Source organism: Coxiella endosymbiont of Ornithodoros amblus, from assembly GCF_019425495.1.
GTDB lineage: Bacteria > Pseudomonadota > Gammaproteobacteria > Coxiellales > Coxiellaceae > Coxiella.
The window spans coordinates 1-23,952 of the sequence record NZ_VFIV01000014.1 but is presented as its reverse complement, the minus strand read 5'-3'; the positions used below and the strand labels follow the sequence as shown (position 1 = coordinate 23,952).

Genomic DNA, 23,952 nt, shown 5'->3' with positions numbered 1-23,952 from the left:
TGGGAACTTTAAATGAGTATCTTTGAGGAGGCTGCCTTGCATAACGGCATAAGGACTTGCTGTATAGTTCTGTTATTTATCTCAACACCACCCTTCCATCAGCGTGTGTGCCAAACCTCCTATTCCTCCTGTAAGGATTAGAACCGCTAACAGAAAAATTTTCATATCTTAACTCCTCTCGAAATTGAATCACTGTAGTAAAGATAGTACAAAATAATGGAGTTTTTTGTCCGCCTGTATCTCTTTGACTTCATTATCGATTACGGTCTGGAAGAAATATTGGCGAACGCAGAGCGTCTTGAGTATTATTGTTAGGGATTGAGTCCGAAAGAGACAACCACTACTAAACAGGCACCGCAGGAGTTTTCATGGCACAGAAAGACGATATTTTATTTTCGAAATTCGCGGAAAAAGGGTAATTTGGATGAAATCATCTTAAATCGACCACAGGTGTTAAATACGTTGACGGGTGATATGTTCCGCCGATTGCACGAACAGCTGTTGAGTTGGAAAAACAATCGAACTATTAAAGCAGTCGTTATTAAGGACGCGGGAGATCAGGCTTTCTATTCGGATTGTGATATTCGCACGCTTTATATGAACGGAAAAGAACATCTACAAACAGTGGAAAAATTCTTTTACAGCCAATATCGAGTGAACGCGGCATTTTTCATTTTAAAAAACATTATATTGCGCTGTTAGATGGTATTACTAAGTGGTGCGGGCGTTTGTTTCTGTGCACGGATCTCGTCGCGTAGCGACTGAGCACTTGCTGCTATTTTCGATTCCTGAAATAGCCATTGGTTTTTTCCTGACGTGAGTGCTAGTTATTTTCTTTCTCGTTGTAAAAATAACATAGAATATTTCTCGGTTTAACCAGTGATCGTATTGGAGCAGGTGATGCAAAATGGTTAGGATTAGTGAATCACGTTATACCGAGTGAAAAACAAGATTCCTTAATTAAATCTCTTGCAAATGCACCTTTCTCTTCAGAAGATCATCGTCAAGTTACCGATATCTTAATGAATTTTTAATCGATATTGAGCCCATTTTTTTAATCGAAAAACCTTAATTGAAAATTGTTTTTCACCGGAATCCGTCGAAACAATTGTTTCCCGATTAGAAAAACGCAATGAGGAATGGAGAAAAACGGTATTAGAAATCTTATTGTCTAAATCGCCGATAGAAACCCTTGAATCTTGAAGAAGTGACTCCCGAAAGGGTCGCTTCTTATTTTATGAAAAAAGAGCAATTGAATATCACTACCATATATAGAATAACTTATAAACCTTATACGCTTTTTTGATACCTTGGCTTCGATTTTTAATTATCTTTTTCATTGATTTTGCTATTTCTGCTTGAACGAAACCATATTTACTCTTTTATTCTGACGCCAATGTTTACTTGACGATAGCTTACAAAAAAGTATGGATTTAGATAATAGCTACTGGACGTTGGCTAAGCGCCAAATTCCACCCAGGTTCATGATAATTATGGTGTTTTCCTTTGTTGCCAAAAACGATACAAAGCAGCGATTGACAAATTTGTTGTCGCTTCTTAGATTAACTCTAAATTATAGAGTAATGGCTTATCAAAACATGTCTTTATGTAAGAAATTACTTCATTAGTATAGCGTAAAAGGAGGTTCTCCCGTACGTTATTTGTATCGACTAGCCAAAAACTACTAGTACGCGGTGTGGGGTTTGGCTGAAAATGATTATAATACAAGTTACGCTAGAAAAAAATTAAATCTGGTTATACTGTTACTGCACAAGGCCTATTGATAATAGTCAACAGCCCGTAACCAAAAACTTCAATGGAGGGAAGATATATGAGGCTTATAAAGCTTATTCTTGAGATCGTCCTATCCTTTTTTATAGTGCAGATCCCTTTCGCTGATACACAACCGAAACGGAGACAACGATTATAAATTTAAACTAGTCGTTGTAAACAATTCTACTGATCAAGCATTTTAATTCGTTCGTCTTTAAAAAGTGACCAGCGATGCTGCGATGGAAGGATGGTCCAATACAGGTGGAATAATGCGGCTTCGTCTGAGTGATTAAAACAACAATCAACGTTATAATCATCGGGCATGGAGTGCCATTTTTAATCTTGGAGATTTTAAAAATTGTAAGTTGACGGTTATGAAAACTAATAAAGACATTCAACAACAAAAAACCATCTTGTGTGATGACAATAAAAAAATCACAAAAGTGGACATCCACGTCGAAAAAAGATGAACCGATGGAATATAAATTCACCACGGTCACTTTCCACAAAGACGTTTTTCTCAATGGAACTATCGCTAACCAATAATGAAATTCTTTTAAGATAGGTATCGCAGAACTTGTTTCTTTTTTTGCTCTTCGATTTTTTTTAACCAAAATTTAGATAAAAATGATTAAAAAACTTATTTTATTTTTCTACCGATATTCGCTAATTCGATTCCTTTCCATTTGCGTTATTGGACTTCTTATTCACATGACATTTCTTTACCTATTTCGACACAAAATTGGATTAATATCTCCAAAAATACTTTCTTATATAATCTCGGTTACAATCATCTGGTTCTTGAATCGATATTTCACTTTCCGATCACAAGATTCGCGGCGAGTTCAGGAATGGATACATTACGATTTTATTTATGGAATAACAGGTTGTATTCATGTATTGATGTTTACTACTCTCATGTATCGTTACTCAGTTTTACACACGCGTCCAATATTCGCCTTAATTATTACGGTGATTTTTATTTCATTTATTAATTTCAGTTTCACAAAGTATTTCGAATCCAAAAAATTGTTCGATTGATAAGTTTTCTTTGTTCAATTCCAATCAATCGACTTGATTGATGACGATAAAATTAATTTAGCATATTGCTATTTTAACTACAGTAGTAAACCATTCAAGTCAAAACTGGCATAAATTAAAAGAATCAATTCAAAGGGATATTGAAATTCTGTATAGGAAATCTATCTTGATGAGACGAGTATAAAATATAGAACTAAATCGGATAAAAAAGATGAGAAACCAAATTTTTATTTATATCAGTTTTAGGTAAAATAACGATTCCTAACGAAATTTAAATCTAAATTAAGAATAGTAAAAAACGTATAGTAAGGCTGTAACGATTAATAATAATTGGCTAAGACTATTTTTCGCAAACAATTGAGAAAATGGTGATGCAATAAATACCGTTTTCCTTGGTTGAAGGTCGACAGGTCAATATGAGACTCAAAGAAAAGTACCAATTAATTATATGAACTTATCATCATATTAGAAAACCCATTTAGCATCTGTTTCATAAATACTTTTTAATTTTGAAATAAAAAAGCGACGGCATGTTCGTAATAAAATTATTTTCTTGATCGCTAGATAATGATCCTTGTTTTTTTAACTTAATCATTAGTTATTGTTTAACTTCGTCAAAATGAATTCGTTTTTTTGATGATATTTTATATTTAATAATACCAATATAAATTGTTAATCGTAATACTGGTGTAAGTATACGTTCAAAAAATCAATTTTTTTCTGACTTTCCAGCCGCCGATGAATATAATACTTGGTAAATTCGACAAAATTAGGTTAATGATTTTTTCTCTATCCAAAATGGTGATGGACGAAATACCATAAGGTTCCAACAGATAAAGGAATAAATAAATAATAACTAACGGGTCGGATGAGAGTAGCGGTCGCCAGCTCAAGGACAGGCGAAAAGATAAGTCATAATTTTCTGGGATGATCTAAAAATAAGCAGGAACCAATTAAAAAAATAAAATAAATAGCGATGGCAAAGAGAAAGTTGTTTAGAACCATTAAGTTACAACTTAAAAATAGAAAATTGATGGCTATCATGCTAGCAGAAATATACGCAGCCACAGGAGAAAATAAATGACGGGCTAGATAAAATCCTTGGATGATGAGTAAACTACTTAAGATAATTTTTGTGATAATAAAAACAGCGATGTGTTATCCGAATAAATAAAATAGGACAACAATAAATGTAGAATGACAAGTTGTTCGTAATAAAATATTTCAGTAATTATGATTCATAATTAAAAATTTTTCTGACGAAAGACAACCTTCTGAATCTGGTTTCCTAATTTGGTGAAAATTCTCGTGGTATAAAATGAAAAAAGATTAATTTAAGAACAAATTCAATACTAACAATATTGAGAAATACCAAGAGTTGATAAATTTTATTCATTGTTAAAATTCCTTATTTATAGATGGAGACCGATAATCCATTTTTTTATCGATTTAAAAGATAGTTCTATTTAAATTCCGAAATGATGAGTAATAATTTTGTTTTAAATTAGGTACGTCATTAACTAAAAATAAATAATCGAATTAGGTAAGAGTTTTTAAATCGTTCTTTGGATTTGTTATTTTGAACTAAAAAATGTATCGCAGTAATAATTTATAGGCTAGAAAATGTAATTTCAGCGCATCATTACTTGTCCATATTAGACAGATTCTAGTGTTGGTTTGTATATGACCGGCTGTTACGCTAAAAAATTTTTTTCCTGAGAGCGAAAATAAATAATACTGTCAGATTTATATAACTAATATTTTTGTACCAACTAAGCGCGACAGTACTATAAACAGATATTAATAACAGAATGAGAAGAAAATCGAAAATATATGACTCGGCGCGTTTTTTCATTTTTATAAAATTCATAGGTGTATCAATAAAATAAAAAATTTAAGATAGAATAACTACAATCCAGGCGCCATAAAAAATTAAGAAGAAAAGATAGAGTGAATTCAACTAGAGTACAAGGTGTTTTTTTTATGATATAAATAGATATGAAGTAAAGATAATAAATAAAAAATATAGACTAATAGAAACAAGGCCTTACAAAGTAATAAACGCCTTTGATTTGTACGACCCATCGTTTTTTTATAAATAGAAAGGGTGGCAGTGCCTAAAATTGCAATAAAATCAAGATCCGGGATCATGGAAAGCGAATATTTTCTTATGACTTCTATATATTGTAAAGCAGTCAGGGGAGAATGAGAATGTAAAAAGGTATCAATGTTCCAAGACAGAAAAAAAATAAATAAAACTGCAAGGATCGAATTTCCTTTAAAGGAAAATAGCCAGCAATGACGCCGCCACAAAAAAAGCGGTTGACCCGTTACCATAACGCTGCCAACAGAACCAAATCGAACTTTTATTAAAACCAGTAGCATTAAAAAAACTATTGAAGCAATGAAAAGTGATAACTAGGCTTTCCATCTGGAGTGTCTTACTAACAGAAGCAAAGGCGTAAAGATAAGAAACAAATGAGCATACACAGTAGTATTCTCTTTATAAGTGTGTGTTTGCATAAAATAATAGTAGCAAAGAAGCACTGCTCGGAGGGTAATCGATCCGCATATCAGGCTCTTGTTGAGGGGTAAAAAGCCGTTCGCATGATGGAAGGTCACATAAGGAAACCATCGCTCCAGCTCATCCCATTAATCAAAAACCACTAAATAATAAGCTATTAAGCCAAATACAATGATAAGAAGCAAAAACAGCACCAACCTGGACGTAAAAAGCGTTGACTCCATTGACCAACGAAAGAGACGGCAAAAGACTGTATCGAGCAATAACAGACAGGCTATGAAGTAACGTAACTGAAGGATGCTATCGTAAATTTAGGTGAATTTAAACCGAAAAGTTAACCCCCTGTAACAACCTCAGAGCGGTTATTCGTAACAGCAGACGATCTCTGCGGTAGTTTATACTCTTTGATACTGCCGTAGCCCGTATGTGACGAAGCGGAAGACGGGCTTATTTACTAGAAAAAAAGAAAAAGTTAAGAAAGTCCTGTCCCGATCCGAGAAAGAAGGTTGGCTAAAAAAGAAACTTCAGTTAAAACAGGGGAAGAAAAAGAAAAAACAACGAGGACACTAACCGGCACCTTGAGCATCCTTCGGAAAGGATAAGTGATATGAGTTATGAATGGTCAGATACAGACCATATCATAATCCGCAAGTGGTAAAGACTAAAATTTAAACCCGCCACCCCCGCCTACACTAGATCACAAAGTTTAAAATGGGAATCACTGTGACTTGTGGTAATGATATGGTCCATACCTACCCCATGACTTCCTTAACTGACAGTAAGCGTTGTCTGTTTTTCTTCATCAGAAAGAGCGCACTGTGGACGTATTCTCACGATTGATTTAATATCAAATCAAATTCCTCGTAGCCAGCATTAAGAAAAGTACCACTGGATATAAAAAAGGGCACTAATCTCACATAACAATCCTCGAAGTATGCTTCGTTCTTTTGTGCTACAAGAATTGAACCTAGCTACAAAATTTTTTAAAATGAATGCCTTATTATACAATGCCGGCGTTTTTCTATGGAATAATGGTGGATCACATTCTGCAACAGAGTCTTTAAATCACTAAAACAAGGATTATCTTGAATGACGAGTTCCATTTTTTTTACTAGTAAATAGTGTTGATGATGATCAACATATCGATCAAAAATTAAAAGCTCATCACGTAAATCAAACTTGTAAATCATGCCATCCTGTCTCGAAATTGCAAAGCTCTGAATTCGGCCAAGCTGACCTAAATCAGCAATAGCGCTTTTAAATTCTCGTGTTTCCCAAATAGGGAAAGCAGTTCTAACGCCCGACTGTATATATCCTCGTTACCGCCTAATAGACTCACGGATACAGACTGTGGATTTTTCACCGATATTCCGCGACATTGATCTACTATCGTGAGCACAAAGGCCGCCTCATCAATAGTAGTATCTATATGAGCTAAAGGTAGTCGTTTTTGTTTCTGGTGAAAACAATGCCACGCAAAGATAGGGGCCCCACAGCCAAGTGTAACTAAAAAGGGATCGGCAGTGCTGTCTTTGCGTCATCGGACGTCAAAAAATAAAATCACCTTAATTTATGCTTTCCGCGGTGGTGGCACCATTCACACTGTTTCAATGCAACCATTCAATCGGCATCGTAATTTCAGGTAATTTCTTTGGAAGGATTGAAAGAACACACACACAACCTTTGCCCTTCTGATCCTCGTCTCGACATAAAATCTTATCACAAATGAAACAAATAATAAAAATTGAACGAATATTAGTCAATCAGAAATCGACTAGACTATTAAAAAAACAACCCTTTAATTTCAGTTCCGAGAAGAGCCATGGAGGACATATCTCACTATATTACGCATATGAGCGCCATAAGCACGCAATAAAGTCACTAATTCGAGATTAAAAAGAATCTGTCTCTTATTTAAATTGCAATCTTGCATGATTTTAAATAAATCAACGTCGGTTTTCGTTTCAAAAAAACATAATTGGAGTTGGCGACATATTTTTTGATGAGAACCTTACCGAGTATCGTCCAGCAACTGAAGTATCTTAATTATCCTTTTGTTTGGTTTCTAGTAGGTGTTTTAGGAAGTGATAAGTATAATTCTCTAAGGTAAAATGACGATTAGAACTTAATTAAATAAGGTTTCTTGAGGCTTGGTATAACCTATCCGCTTCAATAAACTAACGGTAATCAATTTATCGCCGATGCATTATGTATGGCAGAATGGTAGGGCTGTGTTAAGTCCTGTGCGTAATGAATGTACCATAACTAAAAAGCGATATCCCCAATAAGGGTGACCTCTTTGAAAAGCGTATTGAGACAATACCCTGTAAAGATGAAGACGATATTCAAGATAAAAATGTTTAAGGAAAGGGGCCCCACTTTGTAAATAATAAGCGGTGACTCAATAATAAAAAGCCATATGAAACGGCGCCTGCGAACTCAACAACAGTCCTGGATCACCAAATGGTTGTTTCTCGCAATGATCTTCTTTTGCAAACCACGAAAGATTATTTTCCCAAAGATCAATGTCCATTCCATAATCAGGCTCATCCAAAGCCGAGGTAATAATTTCAAGCGGCGATACCTTCTCACCGGGAGAAAATTCTTCCAAAGGAAAGTTAGGCACATACATCCAACCCACTTTAGTTACAAGAGGCAACATGATATCTCCTTTAATCAAAGGATGACCCTGAATGCGGTGTTTTTCGCCTGGCAGATATTAAATAAAGAAGTGAAATTTCAAGTCGGGATTGATAAGAATAGCCTTGATGAATTTCATTTTTAAAGGCTTGGAATCATCGCCTTTAAACACTGAATCGTGAGGTACAGGCGGGTAGTAGTAGGGAATATTTTTTGTGACTAAATTTCATTTTCTCGAAGCAATTTTACTAACCCTAAGTGTTCTTTTTGTAAAAGGGCAGTGAGTGTTTCCGCAGGTATAGTAGCTTTATGGGCGATTTCAGGCATATTTTTTATACCAAATCACTAAGAGAAAAATGCCCATCCCAAGCTTAAAGTTGTTGACGTAATCAAAAAAGTAAAAAAATAATTTTTGAACAATTATCTGAGCTAGGGACGGGGATTTCGTGCAACTCCTTCCAGTTGGATTCGCGTTATTATTTTTCAATACATATTGAAACAGTTTTTAGAAATTTTCTACATCGTTTATTGCCGGCCACCACCAGTAACGATTGACTCATAGATTAAAATTGACTAAATTTTCAATAAAAATAGAAATGAGGTTCTCATGAAAAAATTGATTATAAGTTTACTATTATTAAGTTTTTCCCTGAATGCCAGCGCTCTGGATAGCCAGAAGGCCGTTGATACGTTTCAGGAAGAATTGGCTAACATTCGTAGTCAATTACAAGTCGGTAAAATGAGCGCCGCTCAAGCGCAGATTTTACTACAAGCCATTCAAGTGCGACAAAACAATGTGTTAATCGCGCAAAACGCATCAATTTTAAAGAGACACCAACATGAATCAAAATGATCAACAGCTTATTACTCAATTGGCCAAGCGATTAAAGAAGGCCCAGCCGGTGGCAAAAGATTCAGAAGCAGCTGAATTAATTACGCAAGTAATTGACTCGCAACCGGACGTGGTGTATTTATTAACTCAAGCAGTCTTGTTGCAGGAAGCTGCTATTGGGCGCTTGCAGCAACAAGTTGCTGAATTGCAGGCGAAAGTGCATTCTAAAAAAGGCTTCTTCTCTTCCCTTTTGGGTGGGACACGTCAATCGAATGCAAATGAACCAGCGCCCTATGCACGGACCAACCCTTTTGGGAAAAGCAGTTTTTTAGGTTCCGCCATGAGCACCGTGGCGGGTGTGGCTGGTGGTTTGTTCTTATTTGAAGGCTTGAGTCATTTGTTCAGCAACCACTCGACTTTAAATTCCGATACCATGCTAAACAATGCAGGGGTCTCCGATATCTTAGAATCCGATCCGTTACAAGGACAAGGTCAACTACTGGATGAAGGATTTGGCACTGGAGATAGTTTTATGGATGAATCGAGCTTTGGATTAGATAGCAGCGATTTTGATGATGGATTTGGGAGTAGCACTGATTGGTAATGTGACACCCCACTTTATCCCTACCTGCGCCGGGATGGGGAAACCTAAAATTATGATTTGTGTGTAACAACTATGGTTCGCACTTAACTCATTGACTTTGGATGCTGTCGTTTTTCCCATTGTTTGAGATAAAAATTTACAAAAATTGTAAATAGTCTGAGTAAAATGATTGGAACTATCCAATCGCTGATTATAGTTTTGTAGGCGCTTTTGAAATCGAAATAAAAATAGTTCTTTGTATTGTATCGACGATCCAGTAAATTCCCGCTAAGAACCATAAATTTTTTATGGGTATAGGACTTGAAAAGCATTTCAAAATAAGCGGCAAGAATTAAAATTAATAGAATACTCATTACGCCTAAAATAATTAAAATAATAATATTGTAATGCACCCAAAATGCAAAATTGCATCACACCACAAATGGATAGCGAGATCCAAAGCAACTGCCCAATGACGTGTTTTCAAAAAATTAAAGATAAGCGCATGAGAATAAAGCTGGCCAAGATAAAGCTGCCATAAATATGAAACGTGTGGATGGTTAGTGAGTTGATAAATCCCGTGTCCTGACCAAGATCAAATGTATGATCAATACCAATGGCGTTCGAGACATACAGACCAACGAAAAGAGGCCTGATTAAGATTTTCCACTTTTCGGCTATCCAAATGCCAATAAATAGTATCAGTCGTCACATGATCTGCTAGCCAGATATTATCAATAATGTAACATGAGAAATAAATAGAGTGAAGAAATATGCAAAGGTCATAATAGAATCAGGTAGGGACCGTATCATTACCCACAAGTGGTAAAGACTAAAAACTTAACTCGTCATCCGCACGTAGGCGAGAACCCAGCGCGCTACGCACATCGTGTGTTGGCTCTCCGTCTTCGTGGGCTAGGGGGCGGGTGGAGGTTTTTTTGAAATTAAGGTTAAATAGGAGAAAAAATAACCTAGGATGGGCGTTCTCGTATTTCGCTTCGCTGCATAGGGGCTAGAAGATTAATTAAAAATGGCTATGGGTGGACTTGAACCACCGACACCGGCATTATGAATGCCGTGCTCTAACCAACTGAGCTACATAGCCATGCGGGCTTGCTGGGAAGCATCGCATTCTGGCGATTTATGGGAATTATGTCAAGCCTGATAATGGTAGTTTTTATCCAAAAACGACTTTAAATAAAAAACACCATTCCTTTGGTTTCGCTCACCATATAAGAGATTTCTCGCGTCTTTTTTCGGTAAATTTATTTGCTAAGCCTTCTGTTTTCTTCCTTAAAGAAGAAAACGGGATTCGTTTTACAGTAATCGGCTTAGGTAATGTTACAGATTCTATGAATGTATGATTAAGTAGCGTAGCCATTGCAGGCAATGGTTTACGGGCGTCTGCTGAGCGACGCATGGGTAGCTTAATAGATCGTGTTTAAGGCCTTGTTGTAAAAGAGGAAATGCCATTATTGGCAAGTGCAGGATTAACGAAGAGAAAATAAAAGATTCCAAAGAGTAATCGTTTCATCATACGGCCATTCAACAAAGGTTAATTACCACCTGCTCGAAAGTATATTATATCAGCGTTTTGCACAAGATACTCTTTTCCTTCTAACCGCCACTTGCCAGCGTCTTTCGCGCCTTGTTCTCCTCCAAATTGGGTATAATCGTCATAACTTATAACTTCAGCACGGATAAAGCGTTTTTCAAAGTCTGTATGAATGACCCCCGCTGCTTTAGGCGCCGTTGAATTTTTAGGACAAGTCCATGCGCGGAGTTCTTTGGGGCCAGCCGTAAAAAAGGTAATTAATCCCAGTAATTCATAGCCTGCTTGAATTACGCGATGCAGTCCCGGCTCTTCAAGCCCGAAGCTTTGTAGGAAGTCCTGTTGATCGGAGGAGGCAGAAAGGTCAGCGATTTCTGACTCGATAGCTGCGCAAACGGGCACGACCTTTGCTTTTTCTTTGGCGGCAAATTCGTAGACTTGATTTAAATAAGAATTATCCCTAAAACCGTCTTCCGCCACGTTAACCACATACAATACCGGCTTTGAAGTCAGTAATTGGTAAGGGCGTAATAAAATTTCTTCTTCCTCTGTTAAATTAACATTTCGAATTGGCGTGCCCTCATTGAGAAACTTTTTAAACTTTTCCAATAAAGCATAGGTGTCACGTGCTTTTTTATCGCCCCATTTCACGTCTTTTGCAATTTTCACTAACATTTTACCGAGCGTTTCTAAGTCAGCCAAAGCCAATTCAGTATTTACTACCTCAATGTCGGCAATGGGATTAATACTTCCCGCCACATGGGTGACATTCTCGTCTTGAAAACAACGCACGACGTGGGCGATGGCTTGAGTTTCATGGATATTGGCAAGGAATTGATTACCAAGACCTTCGCCTTTTGAAGCCCCCGCCACTAAACCGGCGATATCAACGAAGTTAACTGTCGTAGGGATAATTTGCTTCGGATTAACAATTTGAGCAATTTTTTCAAGCCGCTTATCAGGCACCGACACCACGCCAACATTCGGTTTGATGGTGCAAAAAGGATAATTCGACGCTTCGACGCCTGCTTTTGTTAAGGCATTAAATAATGTTGATTTACCGACGTTGGGCAATCCAATGATGCTACATTTAAAACCCATGTTGAACCTCACCTCTCCTGCCATCAGGAGAGGAAGTTTTTAAGAATGCAATTCCCGCATCACTTTTTGAAAATCACCTTGCACCAATTCTGGAATCAGGCGCAAACCTTTTTCGATGGCTGCCAAAATAGCAATTCGATCGTTTTTGGACGGCGGGCTTAAAACGTAAGGAATGACTTGGCCTTTATGGCTGGGATGATTAATCCCAATTCGCAAGCGGAAAAAATTGCTACTCCCAATGTGTTGAATAATATTACGAAGCCCGTTATGCCCGCCGTGTCCGCCCCCTTCTTTCAAGCGAATGTCGCCGGCGGAAAAATCCAATTCATCGTGTGCGATTAAAATTTCTGAAGGCTTTATTTTATAGAAAATAGCCAACGCGGCAACAGCTTGTCCGCTTTCGTTCATGAATGTGGCCGGCTTAAGTAACCAGTAATCATTATACTTTGCGACAAAACCATGAAATTTATTTTCTTTGGCCAGGGATTGATTCAGTTTCTGAGCCAACGTTTCAATGAACCACGATCCGACATTGTGACGTGTTGTAGCATACTGATCGCCTGGATTTCCAAGGCCTGCAATCAGTTTAATCCCGCCCGACAAGGCCGATTATTCCTTCTTATCAGTATCAGCCTGCCCTGCCTCGCCGTTGGCCTCAGCTTCAGAAGCAGGTTTTTCAGCACCCTCTTCTTCTGCAGCTTCCACGTCTGACTTGTTAACCCTTGGCATGTGAACGCTCGCGATTGGCGAATCGTGCTTCTCATCTACCGCCGAGGTTAATTCCACACCGGCAGGCAGTTTGAGGTTGGACAAATGCACGGACTCGTCCAATTGAAGATGAGATAAATCCACCTCGATGTATTCTGGCAAGTCGGCCGGTAAACAGCGAATCTTGACTTCGCTTTGTAGGTGTGAAACGACCCCACCCGCCTCAACGCCAGGGCAATCGTCTTCACCCAGGAAGTGCAAAGGCACGTTTATGATCAATGTTTCAGAAGCTTTGATACGCTGAAAATCAATGTGCACAATTTTAAGCTTTGTCTGATGCCGTTGGAGCGATTTAAGAATCACTTTTTGCTTTTTGTCACCGACTTTAAGCGTGAGAATGGATGAAAAGGTGGATTCACTTTCGAGGGCTTTCAAAAGGTCTTTTTGCAATAAGGTTATGGATTTGGGAGCTTTACCCGCACCATAAACAATTCCCGGGACTTTATCTTCAAAACGCCGCATCCGGCGCGCCGCGCTTTTGCCCGTGAATTCACGTAATTCGGCTATTAATTCAAAACTTTCAGCAGCCATGGATTACTCTCCTGCTCTCAAGAAACAGGCATTTTACTGATGTTTCCTCAAAAAAGCTAGCACCTTGACAGGCTATAAGATTCATGCAAAGCTTCGGCATATTTGGACACGGGTAGAGCAAACGCAGTACAATTAAGGACATTGGTTGATGACATCCATTTTCCTTCCTCAAAGCCCTCACCTGAATCGATGTGAAGTTTTGATTATTGGAGGGGGAATTATCGGTTTTACGCTGGCGCGAGAGCTCATTGCCCGGGGGTTCCGTCGCCTCATTATTATCGAAAAAGAATCCGATATTTCCTTACACGCTTCAGGTCGAAACAGCGGTGTCTTGCATGCAGGTCTCTATTATCCGCCAGAAAGTTTAAAGGCCAAACTTTGTCTAAAGAGAAACAAATTGATGCGTCAATTCTGTGAAGCGCATCAACTTTATCTCAATCCATCGGGCAAGGTGATTGTAACCCGCCATGTTGAAGAGCTCCCGGTGTTATTAGAGCTTGAGCGTCGCACTAAAACGAATGGGGCCGATGTTGAAATTATAGATGAAAAGCAAACAGCTGAGATTGAGCCATACGCGAAAACAACTGAAAAGGCCCTTTATTCTAAGGATACGGTAATCGTTGATCCGAAACAAATTATGCGATGCTTATTAAAGGAATTGCAAGCGACAGGGCATGTCGATATTTTATTGCAGACCCAATTTTTAAGCCGAATGAATAAAAATACCGTAAAAACGACTAACGGCACTATCCAGTTCGACTTATTAATCAATGCTGCAGGCGCGTATGCCGATAGGGTCGCCCATGAATTTTTGGTAGGTCAAAATTATTCGTTTATTCCCTTTAAGGGAATTTATAAAAAATTAAGGCCGGATTGCTCCCATTTAGTTCACGGCAATATTTATCCAGTGCCCAATATTCAGAATCCCTTTTTAAGTGTGCATTTTACCAAAAGCGCTTCCGGCGATGTTTATTTAGGTCCAACGGCGATTCCTGCATTTGGGCGAGAGAATTATGGGTTGTTAAAAGGCATCGATAGCGAACTCCTAAAAATTACTTTTCAAAGTTTAATTTTATTTATGCACAATTCTAAATTTAGAAAAGTAGCGATGACAGAGCCTTTCAAATACATCAAAAAATTCTTTTCCGAAGATGCTAAGAAATTAGTTAAACAGCTCAAGCCGGAATGGTTAATGCCAACTTATAAAGTCGGGCTGCGCCCTCAACTGGTTAATTGGAAGACCAAAGAATTAATGATGGACTTTGTTGTTGAAAGAAATGAAAATACGATTCATATTTTAAATGCAATTTCACCGGCTTTTACCAGTTCAATAGCTTTTGCTGATTATGTTATTCAACGTTATATAAACCCCCTTTAAGGATCTTGTATGCTATTTTAATTTAAAAATGGGTATTCTTAAGGTTATTTTGATCAAACCCAAAGTGTTTACGGATGGTTGAGGCTTTTTATATAAAAACCTTCAAGCGAAGCGATTTTAGGCGCCACCATATTAATGGGGAATTTTTACAAGATAATCATTCTTTATCAATAAAGAAGGATTATTGAGACGATTACATTACCAACTGGACCCTCATGCGCAAGGAAAATTAGTGTGTGGTTTTAGGTAAATTATTTGATGTAGCTGTTGATTTACGACGGGAATCACCGACATTCGGAAAATGGGTTTCCACAGAACTTTCTTCTACCAATAATCACATGGCGTTGGATACCTCCTAGTTTTTTTTGCTCATGGTATGGTGATATTGAAGGAAAATACGGCATTATAAGTGCACAGTAGGGTATGCTCCCGAATCAGAGAGATACATTCGCTGTGACGACCATGACATTAATATTAAGTAGCCGATCAAAAATAATCTTCTTTTTTTTGAAAAGGATGCGGTAGGGGTATTTTTGCAACGGGCAGAAATTAACGCGAAATATCACGGGGATTGATAATGGAAACAGTATTAGTAACCGGTGCAGTGGATATATTGGCAGTGTGCTCACGCCGAAATTATTAAAAAGGTTATCACGTCAAGGCCGTGGACCGTTCTTATTTTGGCTTAGATTAGATAAGTTCTCTCACAACATCCACATTTAGATGTTAATTAACGAAGATATTCGGCGGTTACAACCATCTCTGTTTACCAATGTGGTACTTCATTGACTTATGCTGTTTCGAATGACCCGAGCGGGGATATATTTGATAGGCGCGTGGGAAATTAATCACCAAGCCTGCGTCCAATCCGCCACTCTGGTGAAACAGTAAAAAGTGAAACACTATATTTTTCCTCTAGTTGCAGTATTTATGGTTTTCAAAAAGGTGCTGTTGATAAAGAAGCGAAAACTAATCTACTGACTACTTATGCTAAGGCTAATGAAAAAGCCGAAAAAGAAATTCTGCCATTGGCTACCGATGATTTTACCGTCACCGTTATGCGGCAAGCCACCGTCTATGAAACACAGCCTACGGATGCGTTTTGATCTTGCTATCAACAGCATGGTTTATGGAGCTTGGAAACATAAATGTATTCCATTGATGTGCGATGGAACGCAGTATTGATCGATGGTTCACGTGCAAGACACCACCGACGTTATGGTATTGCTGCTTCGCGCCAACGCATTGGAAATTAACGGATAGATTATTAATCTGGGGTGCGAAGAACAAAATTATCAGTTACAACCATTATAACAATTAATAGCAAAAGTTGTTGGCCAAAAGCTCGATGAAAAAATAGCTATTGAATGGTACAGTAATTCAGCTACAAAAAATCACTGAAACGATTATATTAAACTGGTACCAAGAAAATTGGAAAAATAGGATCGTATCTGCAGCCCGTTTAAAATACGATGGTATACATAAAATAAAGGAGAGAAGTGTTATATATTAAATGAATTGCAGTATCGCGAGAAAACTGGATCACCAATACGAGTGAGGTTGATTGGCGTGGGCTCGATGGGGACCGGGATTGCATGGCAAATTGGGAGAACGCCAGGAATGAGGTTGGCTTTTATCGCGGCAACGACGATGGAGTCCGTGCAAAGAGGCCGAGTTGCTTATGGCAAGGAGACGAAATTATTTTCTAACGCAGATCAAGCGCTGGACGATCCTAACGTCGAATTCGATGTGTTAGTAGACGCGACAGTACCATGGGTATTTCTGAAAGATATGTGCTTAAGGGCTATTCATCGTAAACCGCATCTCGTTTTATTGAATGCGCACATGGATCCTTATCTTAGGTTTATTTGCAGCATGAGGCTGTGCAAAACACGGAGTTATTGTCACCAGCAATGCGGGTGACCAATATGGTGTTTGTCGCATGATTGAAGAAGTACAACTGTGGGGATTTCATTACTCAGGCAGGAAATATAAAAGGTTTTCTGGATCGTCTTCGACCGCTGATAGCAAACGTGAAATCCCTAAAAAACTTAATCTTAAAGCGGTTCCTTGCGTGGCGTATTCAGCAGATGGCATCAAGTAAATTCGAAATGGCTTTAATTGCCAACGGTACAAATCTAATTCCGAAAAAATCGGCTATGGAAGGCCCTGTCGCAAAACATGTCTCCGAGGTGATTAATTTTTTTGATTTTGATGCTTATGGAGAAAAAGGCCGAGTTGATTACATATTAGGAGCCCAGCCTGGAGGAGGCGTATATGTTATCGGAAAATGCGAAGACCGTTTGCAAGAGAGCTACTTAAATTATTATAAAGTGCATAACTGTTACCCTTAATTATGTATTTTAGCGTCCCTATCACTTATGTCATTTAGAAACCCCTTCGTGTGGTTGCGCTAGCTGTTCTATGGAATAAACAGGCATTATAGACCCACCTACAGTCGGTTAAAGGATGTCTATGCCTATGCAAAACAGCCATTAAAAACGGGTGATTTATTCCCGAATGGTATTGGAGGAGATGGCGCCTATGGATTAATTCATCAAGCCGAATCAGCCGATTAGGCGAATTATTTACTCATCGGTTTATTGGAAGCAGAAGAAACCCATGAAAAACTCCGTGTATTGCATCATCTCGAAAGAGACCAAGCCATTCGTTGGCCTCATATAGAATTGCCCGATACAGAATTATTGAGACTTTATCAATTCAACAAAAATTGTTAAAATGAAATATTGACTGTTTAAAATGAAAAGAACTAATCCACATATTGCAATCCTAGGAGGAGGTCCTGCGGATCTTTGCGTCTATCAGTTACTGACGCGTCAAAATTTTCGGGACTGTATTTAGATAAGGGAGAAAGGACAGACGGGCTGGCAGATGGCTCAGAGTTATGGTGAAAATTGGTATCATACGGGTCAGCATATGTTTCATTCTTTTGACTGAGAGATTTTTGAAGACGTTAAAGCGCTGATGGGGGAAGAACGCTGGGCTGGCAGTTATTTTCGTCACCTTTTTCAATTTCAGGATATGACCAAAGTAATTCCTTTTTTAAACTTTTTCGACAAGTTTCTGCTTTATTTTATAGATCAATTCAAAAATTCCATCGTGAGAAAAACTCCCAAGGATGCGGAAGAAGCGTTGATTCGATTATATGGGAAACCCTTGTATAAATTCTTTTTTGAAGATTTTACTCATCAGTATTGGGGAATTCATCCGAAATTATCTGCCATTTTTATTACCTTAAAAATGCTAAAATTAATCGCGATTGATGTGCTTAAAAAGGGAGTAAAAAATCGGAATTAAAGACCGCGAGAAAACGACAGAAAACCATTTAACGAAAGAAATTCTCCATTATTCCCACACGGTTCTGAAACGATGCCCCCCTGTGTGGCAAAAGCAGTCATCGATCTAAGTGGGGAAGTTCTGCTTCGAGCGGAAGTAAAAAAGCTTATTACTGAAGATAATAACGTAAAAAAATTATCTATCAGAAGGATAGCGAGACGTGTGAGCTAGAATGCGATGCTTGTATTTCAACTATTCATATTAATACGTTAATTCGTCGACTCGATCCCGTTTTTTCCGATTACGTTTTAAAGGTGGTAATCAGATCCGTTATAAATCCATCGCAATCTATGGTTTGTTAGTTAATAAGCCAAAATGTTTTGACGGGCTTTTTGTTTACTATCGCGATCATATTTTTCATCGCATTTGTTAGCCTAAAAATGCTGGATTGGAAGTGAATCCGACGGATCACACCGTTCTTATCGTAGAAATAATTTGTGAAATAGATGATCCTAAATATCGCGCTGAAGCGTCTGTCAAAGAACAAATTTTCAGGCGATTAGCAGAAGAAGATCTTTGCCAACCTGACGAAATTGTTGAAACTCATCTTACTCGATGCGGAACAGGTTATCCTATTTTTTCGTTGAATTTTGAAAAACACCTGGATACATGATGCAGCATTTGCAGAATATTACTATTAGTATCAACAGGACGCCGAGGTGCATTTACTTATCCCGATATGCATGGCGTGATGCGCATAGGAATATCAGCGGTAAAAAATATTATGCAACGATTTGGCTAGGTGTTTTCAGCAATTCTAATTTTGACAATTCGTTGTTCCAGCGCAGTCACCTAGCCATCAACTTAAGCATAAACCCCTAATGACTGTAAAGTTGATGCTTCTCTTTCGCCTTGTTCCTTTCAAATCTCCTTGATACAAGGGCCCTCTATCATTACCCACCCGTGGTGAAGCGTGAAAAACTTAAACCCCGTCGGGGCCCTCCCGCGGGGGCATGACGTTTAAAAAACGGAACCTTGATATAAATATTCCCATTCTAGGTTGTTTTTTCTATGAGACTAATTTCAAAAAAACTTTGTCGTCGCCGCGAAAGCGGGGACCAAGCGCACCTGGATTCTCGCTGTGCAGGATGCCAGAAACGATTTAAGCTTTTAAAAAAGCCAATGCTGTATCTAACATGCGGTTTGAAAACCCCCACTCGTTATCATACCAAGAAACAACTTTTACAAGTTGATCAATCACACGGGTTTGACCCGCATCGAACACAGAGGAGTGTGGGTTATGATTGAAATCAATTGAAACCAGCGGCTCATCATTGTAACCAAGGACGTCTTTCATTCTTCCTTGCGCCGCTTTTTTCATCATCGCATTGACATCTGACACAGTAACTATTTTTTTCGCATCAAAAGTAAAATCGATGACCGACACGTTAATGGTTGGCACGCGAATTGCATAATCATACAACTTTCCATCCAATTCCGGCAAAACTAATCTCAGCGCCGCCGCCGCCCCTGTTTTTGTTGGAATCATCGATTGCGTAGCAGCGCGAGCGCGATGTAAGTCTTTGTGATAACTATCCGTGAGATTTTGATCGTTTGTGTAAGCGTGAACGGTAACCATTAAGCCACGCTCAACCCCAATTTCATCGTTTAGTACTTTAACTAAAGGCGCTAAACAATTAGTCGTGCAAGAAGCATTTGAAATAATTTCATCATCGCTTGAAATAATATTTTCGTTAACGCCAAATACAATAGTTTTTACATCATTCCCTGCAGGAGCAGAAATTAAAACTTTTTTAGCACCAGCTTTTAAATGCGCTTCTGCTTTTTCTTTGCTGGTGAATAGACCCGTGCATTCTAGCACAAGATCCACTTCTAAATTACGCCAAGGCAATTCTTCCGGATTTCTTATCGCGTATACCTCAATTTTATCGCCATTGATCACAAGACTATCGCGAGATACACTCACTTCGCCAGAAAATTGGCCATGCACACTATCATATTTAGTTAAATGCGCATTTGTCTTAATATCACCGAGATCATTAATCCCTACGACTTTAAGATCTTTATTTTTTCCTGACTCATATAAAGCGCGCAAAATGTTTCGCCCGATGCGGCCATAACCATTAATAGCGATCTTGAAAGACATTTTATTCTCCTAATTTATTTATATAGTTGATTAACCACATTAAGAATATTTTCCACCGTGAACCCATATTCACGATACACCACTTGCCACGGCGCAGAAGCACCAAAGCGATCAATTCCGATCACTCGGCCTTCATAACCCACAAATTGATACCAATAATCGGGATGAGCGGCCTCGATTGCTACTCGCTTTTTAACGTTTGGGGGCAATACCGAGTTGCGATAATCGGTGTCTTGCTTTTTAAATATTTCGCAACAGGGCATGGAAACAACACGAACTGAAATATTTTCCTTTGCTAATGCCTTTGCAGCTTCGATCGTAACAGCCACTTCCGAGCCCGAAGCGATTAAAATAACCTCACGATTTCCAAAGAATTCCCATAAAATGTAACCGCCTTTAACAATTTGAGTGATTTGTTTTTCGTCTCGGTCTTGATGAGCGACCGTTTGGCGGGTTAATAAAAGGCAATTGGGACCCGGTTCTTTGATCATATTGTTCCAAGCCACAGCCGTTTCGACCCCATCGCACGGGCGCCACACGCGCAGACCGGGAATCATGCGTAGTGAAGGTAATTGTTCAATCGGCTGGTGTGTCGGTCCGTCTTCACCTAGACCGATTGAATCGTGAGAATAAATAAAAATAGCATGGATTTTCATCATCGCTGCAAGCCGCAGCGCATTGCGCGCATAATCGGAGAAAGTTAAAAAGGTCCCGGCGAAGGGAATAAATCCTCCATGCAACGCCATTCCATTCATTATAGTCGTCATGGCGAATTCACGCACGCCGTATTTGATATAATTTCCGGAACGATTATCCTGACCCTGAATAGTAGCGCCCGTCCATTTAGTACAATTGGATTCAGATAAATCTGCGGAGCCGCCGATTAATTCAGGCAATAACAGCGCAAATGTGTTTAAACATTTTAAAGAAAATTTGCGAGTGGCATTATTTTCTTTTGATTCTTGCATCATTGCTAGTAACTCTTTCCCTGTTTGTTCCCATTGTTTCGGTAACTCTTTTTGTTGCCGTCGACGAAATTCTTTGGCCAAGTCGGGATGCTGTTTTTCGTATTCGGTAAACAGTCGATTCCATTGGATTTCATTTTTTTCGCCTTTTTCTTTACAATCCCACGCTGCATAAATCTCCTCGGGAATTTCAAAAGGCGGATGTGGCCAATTTAAAATTTTACGAACCCTAGCGACTTCTTCTTCACCTAAGGGGGCTCCATGCGTGACAGCTTTGCCCGCCAAAATTGGTGCGCCATAACCGATGATCGTTTTGCAACAAATGAGACTGGGTTTGTCCGTTATATTTTGGGCTGCTTCAATAGCTTTCAAAATTGCATCGGGATCATGACCGTCGATATTCGGCACTACATGCCAATGATAAGCTTCAAAGCGCTTTGGCGTGTCGTCGGTGAACCAACCGCTGACTTCACCGTCGATAGAAACCCCATTGTCGTCGTAGAAGACGATCAATTTGCCAAGTCCCCATGTCCCCGCTAACGAACATGCCTCGTGGGAAATACCTTCCATTAAATCGCCATCGCCGGCAAAAACATAAGTGTAATGATCCACGATAGGGAAATTTTCGCGATTGAACGTTGCCGCCAGCATTTGCTCAGCCATTGCCATGCCAACACCAGTGGCTAGCCCTTGGCCCAGAGGCCCAGTGGTGGTCTCCACACCCGGTGTGTCACCGAACTCTGGGTGACCGGGAGTGCGCGAATACCATTGACGAAATTGTTTAATATCCTCAATGGTTAAACCGGCCCCGGTCAAATGCAGCAACGCGTATTGTAGCATAGCGCCATGACCATTGGATAAGACAAAACGATCGCGATCGACCCAATTAAGATTAGCAGGATTGAATTTCAAAAAATCCCGCCACAAAACTTCGGCAATATCCGCCATCCCCATGGGCATCCCTGGGTGCCCTGAATTGGCTTTTTGAACAGCATCCATCGCCAACGCACGAATCGCATTGGCACAGTCTCGGCGTGAAATCATGGGCATTCCTACTGGTTGGCTCAAATCAAAAGCAAATGATAGCGTGTCTGGTTGGTGTGTGCAATTTGCTAGCTAGCGTCAGGGTCGTTTTCCCTTAAAATCCCACTTCATTAGCTCGAAATACGATGGCATTTCTTTTGAGGATTTCGAGGAAGGAAGAAATGCAGAATAATTTTTATTTTATCTTTTTCTAGACTTCTCAGCTTCTGGGTTGTTAATGTATTCTACGCATCTCACAGAAAACATCTCATAATTATGTATGTCAATCAAGATGGACAAATCGACAATAACTCCATCACGCAAAAGTTTAAGATTACCAAAAGTATAATTCCCCTTATTTTTATCAGACTCAATTACTTTGATCATTAAACGATCCCATAAAATAAAATCACTTTCATGATGTTCGTCAAAAGGAATCCTTATTAATTTTTCAAAAGCACATTCCGGGTAATTCTTTTTTCTTTCACCCGAGAAATCGGAGCATTTAAGATTAAAATCTACGTAAAGTCGTATCAGCTCATAATCACCAATGGAATTTGGCATTACTTCCGCTAAAATATTTAAAAAAATCATCTGATTGATATGTCGTTGTAATTTCGAAAAAACAATAGAAATCAAATTAATTTTTAAAGGGGCGCTTCGAGGTCAGATGAAAAAACGGAAAGCGCTGTTCTTAGTTGTGTTAGCTCTTCCAAGGTGATTTTTCGATCCGCTATCTCTTCTTTTGTTTGATAAGTCGAAGGTGATAAATACTTTCTATTGATTGATTAGCCACCTCAATAGGGGAAGTACATGGCGCACATACCTACCTTTTTAAGTATTAGAACGGCAAATTAATTTGAAACAACACAGCAAGAACTTCTTGGAGTCGATTGCTTTGAATGGGTGCGCTAAGGATTATTAAATCAACCATTTTTAGACCGGGAGGAGCTTTCTCCATCAAGCTGAAACGAGAAGCTAATTATAAGACACGACAAGGCCTTTTGTAACAGTATTAAAAACACAGGAACCCAGATGCCGCTGCTTTAGCAATTATCCCAAGCGGTATTCATCCCTACATCAAGGCCGCTTTGTATAGTTTTCTGTAGAAGTCAACAATTTATCTATTAACAATTTATCTAGAGGGGAACATTTTCAAAATATTTAGCCAAGGCGTTTAGCGGCGCTGGGTGTCATTTGGCTGCTGCTAAAACAATTTCTCAAAGCATATTTTTTCTCGCCCCGGGGAAACTTTGGGAACACGTTCCCAGAAAATCTAAAAAACGTTCTTTTTCTTCGGAGGGGAAGATTATGAAATAATACACTAGGGCTTCATTTACTTTTTCTCTTTGTACTACCAACTGAAAAACGTTTTTAGCTTTGTGCTCATCTTCTATAATTAGCGATAGAAATTCTATAAAACTCTTTGCTTTTTCTTGTAAAAAATTCGCAATAGTCTTGCCAGAATTAATAGAAAAAGTAAATTGTTCAACTTGATTTTCTACCTCACTCCTCATTCTTGGCCCCTCCGTTCGTTTATCCACCTGGTTTTTTCTTATTTTTATCCATAATTTGTCCTCCATGAAGAGAAAATCAATTCTCAAGAGATTAACCCTAGTGGAAGCTGAATCAGGCATCCGAAGATTTAGTATTATTTTCCCGTATTCTGCTTTGCTCCATACGTATAGGCCCTGGGTTGTTGTGTCAACAATCAGTTTTGACGAAAAGAACGTATATGCGGGTTCACAGAGCCACCGCATGAATCAGCATCATCAAC

15 protein-coding genes, 1 tRNA gene and 7 pseudogenes are annotated in these 23,952 nt (G+C 38.8%); 11 read left to right on the top strand and 12 right to left on the bottom strand.

The genetic code is table 11. The features are described from left to right. Positions 1 to 420: 420 nt before the first annotated feature. Both FIV31_RS03160 and FIV31_RS03155 read left to right on the top strand, forming a co-directional pair. Positions 421 to 702: an enoyl-CoA hydratase/isomerase family protein gene (locus FIV31_RS03160; RefSeq protein WP_280123783.1), complete on the top strand. Its 282-nt coding sequence runs from the start codon at positions 421 to 423 to the stop codon at positions 700 to 702. A 218-nt stretch (positions 703 to 920) separates the two neighbouring features. Next, positions 921 to 1,034: a hypothetical protein gene (locus FIV31_RS03155; protein ID WP_280123782.1), complete on the top strand. Its 114-nt coding sequence runs from the start codon at positions 921 to 923 to the stop codon at positions 1,032 to 1,034. A gap of 903 nt (positions 1,035 to 1,937) precedes the next feature. Here FIV31_RS03155 and FIV31_RS03150 read toward each other — a convergent pair. Beyond that, complete coding sequence (locus FIV31_RS03150; protein ID WP_280123781.1) at positions 1,938 to 2,387, bottom strand: hypothetical protein; 450 nt, start codon at positions 2,385 to 2,387, stop codon at positions 1,938 to 1,940. 13 nt (positions 2,388 to 2,400) lie between these two features. Here FIV31_RS03150 and FIV31_RS03145 point away from each other — a divergent pair. Next, positions 2,401 to 2,851: pseudogene (locus FIV31_RS03145) on the top strand (GtrA family protein). A 1,919-nt stretch (positions 2,852 to 4,770) separates the two neighbouring features. Here the strand turns inward: FIV31_RS03145 and FIV31_RS03140 are convergent. After that, positions 4,771 to 5,199, bottom strand: coding sequence for a hypothetical protein (locus FIV31_RS03140; RefSeq protein WP_280123780.1), 429 nt, complete (start codon positions 5,197 to 5,199; stop codon positions 4,771 to 4,773). Positions 5,200 to 5,797: 598 nt separating this feature from the next. Between FIV31_RS03140 and FIV31_RS03135 the strand changes: the two are divergent. After that, positions 5,798 to 5,908 (top strand): annotated as a pseudogene (locus FIV31_RS03135) (YjdF family protein); the annotation flags it as partial. A gap of 1,831 nt (positions 5,909 to 7,739) precedes the next feature. Here the strand turns inward: FIV31_RS03135 and FIV31_RS03130 are convergent. Further along, positions 7,740 to 8,000 carry a hypothetical protein gene (locus tag FIV31_RS03130; RefSeq protein WP_280123779.1) on the bottom strand — a complete coding sequence of 87 codons (261 nt, stop codon included), beginning with the start codon at positions 7,998 to 8,000 and terminating at the stop codon, positions 7,740 to 7,742. Between the two features lie 585 nt (positions 8,001 to 8,585). Between FIV31_RS03130 and FIV31_RS03125 the strand changes: the two genes are divergently transcribed. Further along, a complete protein-coding gene (locus FIV31_RS03125; protein WP_280123778.1) occupies positions 8,586 to 8,831 on the top strand; it encodes a hypothetical protein in 246 nt (81 codons plus the stop codon). Beyond that, positions 8,818 to 9,414 (top strand): DUF2076 domain-containing protein, encoded by a 597-nt coding sequence (locus FIV31_RS03120; RefSeq protein WP_280123777.1) that lies wholly within the window; start codon positions 8,818 to 8,820, stop codon positions 9,412 to 9,414. The genes FIV31_RS03125 and FIV31_RS03120 overlap by 14 nt, the downstream gene beginning before the upstream one ends. 83 nt (positions 9,415 to 9,497) lie before the next feature. Here FIV31_RS03120 and FIV31_RS03115 read toward each other — a convergent pair. The 5 genes and pseudogenes from FIV31_RS03115 to FIV31_RS03095 all read right to left on the bottom strand — a co-directional run bounded on the left by FIV31_RS03115 (position 9,498) and on the right by FIV31_RS03095 (position 13,345). Beyond that, positions 9,498 to 10,123: pseudogene (locus FIV31_RS03115) on the bottom strand (hypothetical protein). A 301-nt stretch (positions 10,124 to 10,424) separates the two neighbouring features. Further along, positions 10,425 to 10,498 (bottom strand) — tRNA-Met (locus FIV31_RS03110). A 450-nt stretch (positions 10,499 to 10,948) separates the two neighbouring features. Beyond that, positions 10,949 to 12,046 (bottom strand): redox-regulated ATPase YchF, encoded by a 1,098-nt coding sequence (gene ychF / locus FIV31_RS03105; RefSeq protein ID WP_280123776.1) that lies wholly within the window; start codon positions 12,044 to 12,046, stop codon positions 10,949 to 10,951. A gap of 39 nt (positions 12,047 to 12,085) precedes the next feature. After that, positions 12,086 to 12,649 (bottom strand): aminoacyl-tRNA hydrolase, encoded by a 564-nt coding sequence (pth, locus tag FIV31_RS03100; RefSeq protein WP_280123775.1) that lies wholly within the window; start codon positions 12,647 to 12,649, stop codon positions 12,086 to 12,088. Positions 12,650 to 12,655: 6 nt separating this feature from the next. Then, on the bottom strand, positions 12,656 to 13,345 hold the full coding sequence (locus FIV31_RS03095; protein ID WP_280123774.1) for a 50S ribosomal protein L25/general stress protein Ctc: 690 nt from the start codon (positions 13,343 to 13,345) through the stop codon (positions 12,656 to 12,658). Between the two features lie 148 nt (positions 13,346 to 13,493). Between FIV31_RS03095 and lhgO the strand changes: the two genes are divergently transcribed. The 5 genes and pseudogenes from lhgO to FIV31_RS03070 all read left to right on the top strand — a co-directional run bounded on the left by lhgO (position 13,494) and on the right by FIV31_RS03070 (position 18,822). Beyond that, entirely contained in the window at positions 13,494 to 14,723 is a 1,230-nt protein-coding gene (gene lhgO, locus FIV31_RS03090; protein ID WP_280123773.1) for an L-2-hydroxyglutarate oxidase, read from the top strand. 28 nt (positions 14,724 to 14,751) lie between these two features. Beyond that, positions 14,752 to 15,298 (top strand): annotated as a pseudogene (gene rfbC, locus FIV31_RS03085) (dTDP-4-dehydrorhamnose 3,5-epimerase). Next, positions 15,295 to 16,236 (top strand): annotated as a pseudogene (locus tag FIV31_RS03080) (NAD-dependent epimerase/dehydratase family protein). The pseudogenes rfbC and FIV31_RS03080 overlap by 4 nt, the downstream one beginning before the upstream one ends. After that, positions 16,230 to 17,466: pseudogene (locus FIV31_RS03075) on the top strand (homoserine dehydrogenase). The pseudogenes FIV31_RS03080 and FIV31_RS03075 overlap by 7 nt, the downstream one beginning before the upstream one ends. 17 nt (positions 17,467 to 17,483) lie before the next feature. Continuing rightward, positions 17,484 to 18,822, top strand: a pseudogene (locus tag FIV31_RS03070) (protoporphyrinogen/coproporphyrinogen oxidase). Positions 18,823 to 19,182: 360 nt separating this feature from the next. On the opposite strand, the gene gap reads toward FIV31_RS03070, so the two are convergent. The 4 genes from gap to FIV31_RS03045 all read right to left on the bottom strand — a co-directional run bounded on the left by gap (position 19,183) and on the right by FIV31_RS03045 (position 23,812). Further along, positions 19,183 to 20,187 carry a type I glyceraldehyde-3-phosphate dehydrogenase gene (gap, locus tag FIV31_RS03060; RefSeq protein ID WP_280123772.1) on the bottom strand — a complete coding sequence of 335 codons (1,005 nt, stop codon included), beginning with the start codon at positions 20,185 to 20,187 and terminating at the stop codon, positions 19,183 to 19,185. A gap of 14 nt (positions 20,188 to 20,201) precedes the next feature. Continuing rightward, positions 20,202 to 22,220, bottom strand: a complete 2,019-nt coding sequence (tkt, locus tag FIV31_RS03055) for a transketolase (RefSeq protein ID WP_280123771.1) — start codon at positions 22,218 to 22,220, stop codon at positions 20,202 to 20,204. A 156-nt stretch (positions 22,221 to 22,376) separates the two neighbouring features. Continuing rightward, positions 22,377 to 22,769, bottom strand: a complete 393-nt coding sequence (locus FIV31_RS03050; protein WP_280123770.1) for a hypothetical protein — start codon at positions 22,767 to 22,769, stop codon at positions 22,377 to 22,379. Between the two features lie 626 nt (positions 22,770 to 23,395). Then, positions 23,396 to 23,812, bottom strand: coding sequence for a hypothetical protein (locus tag FIV31_RS03045; protein ID WP_280123769.1), 417 nt, complete (start codon positions 23,810 to 23,812; stop codon positions 23,396 to 23,398). Positions 23,813 to 23,952 lie beyond the last annotated feature (140 nt).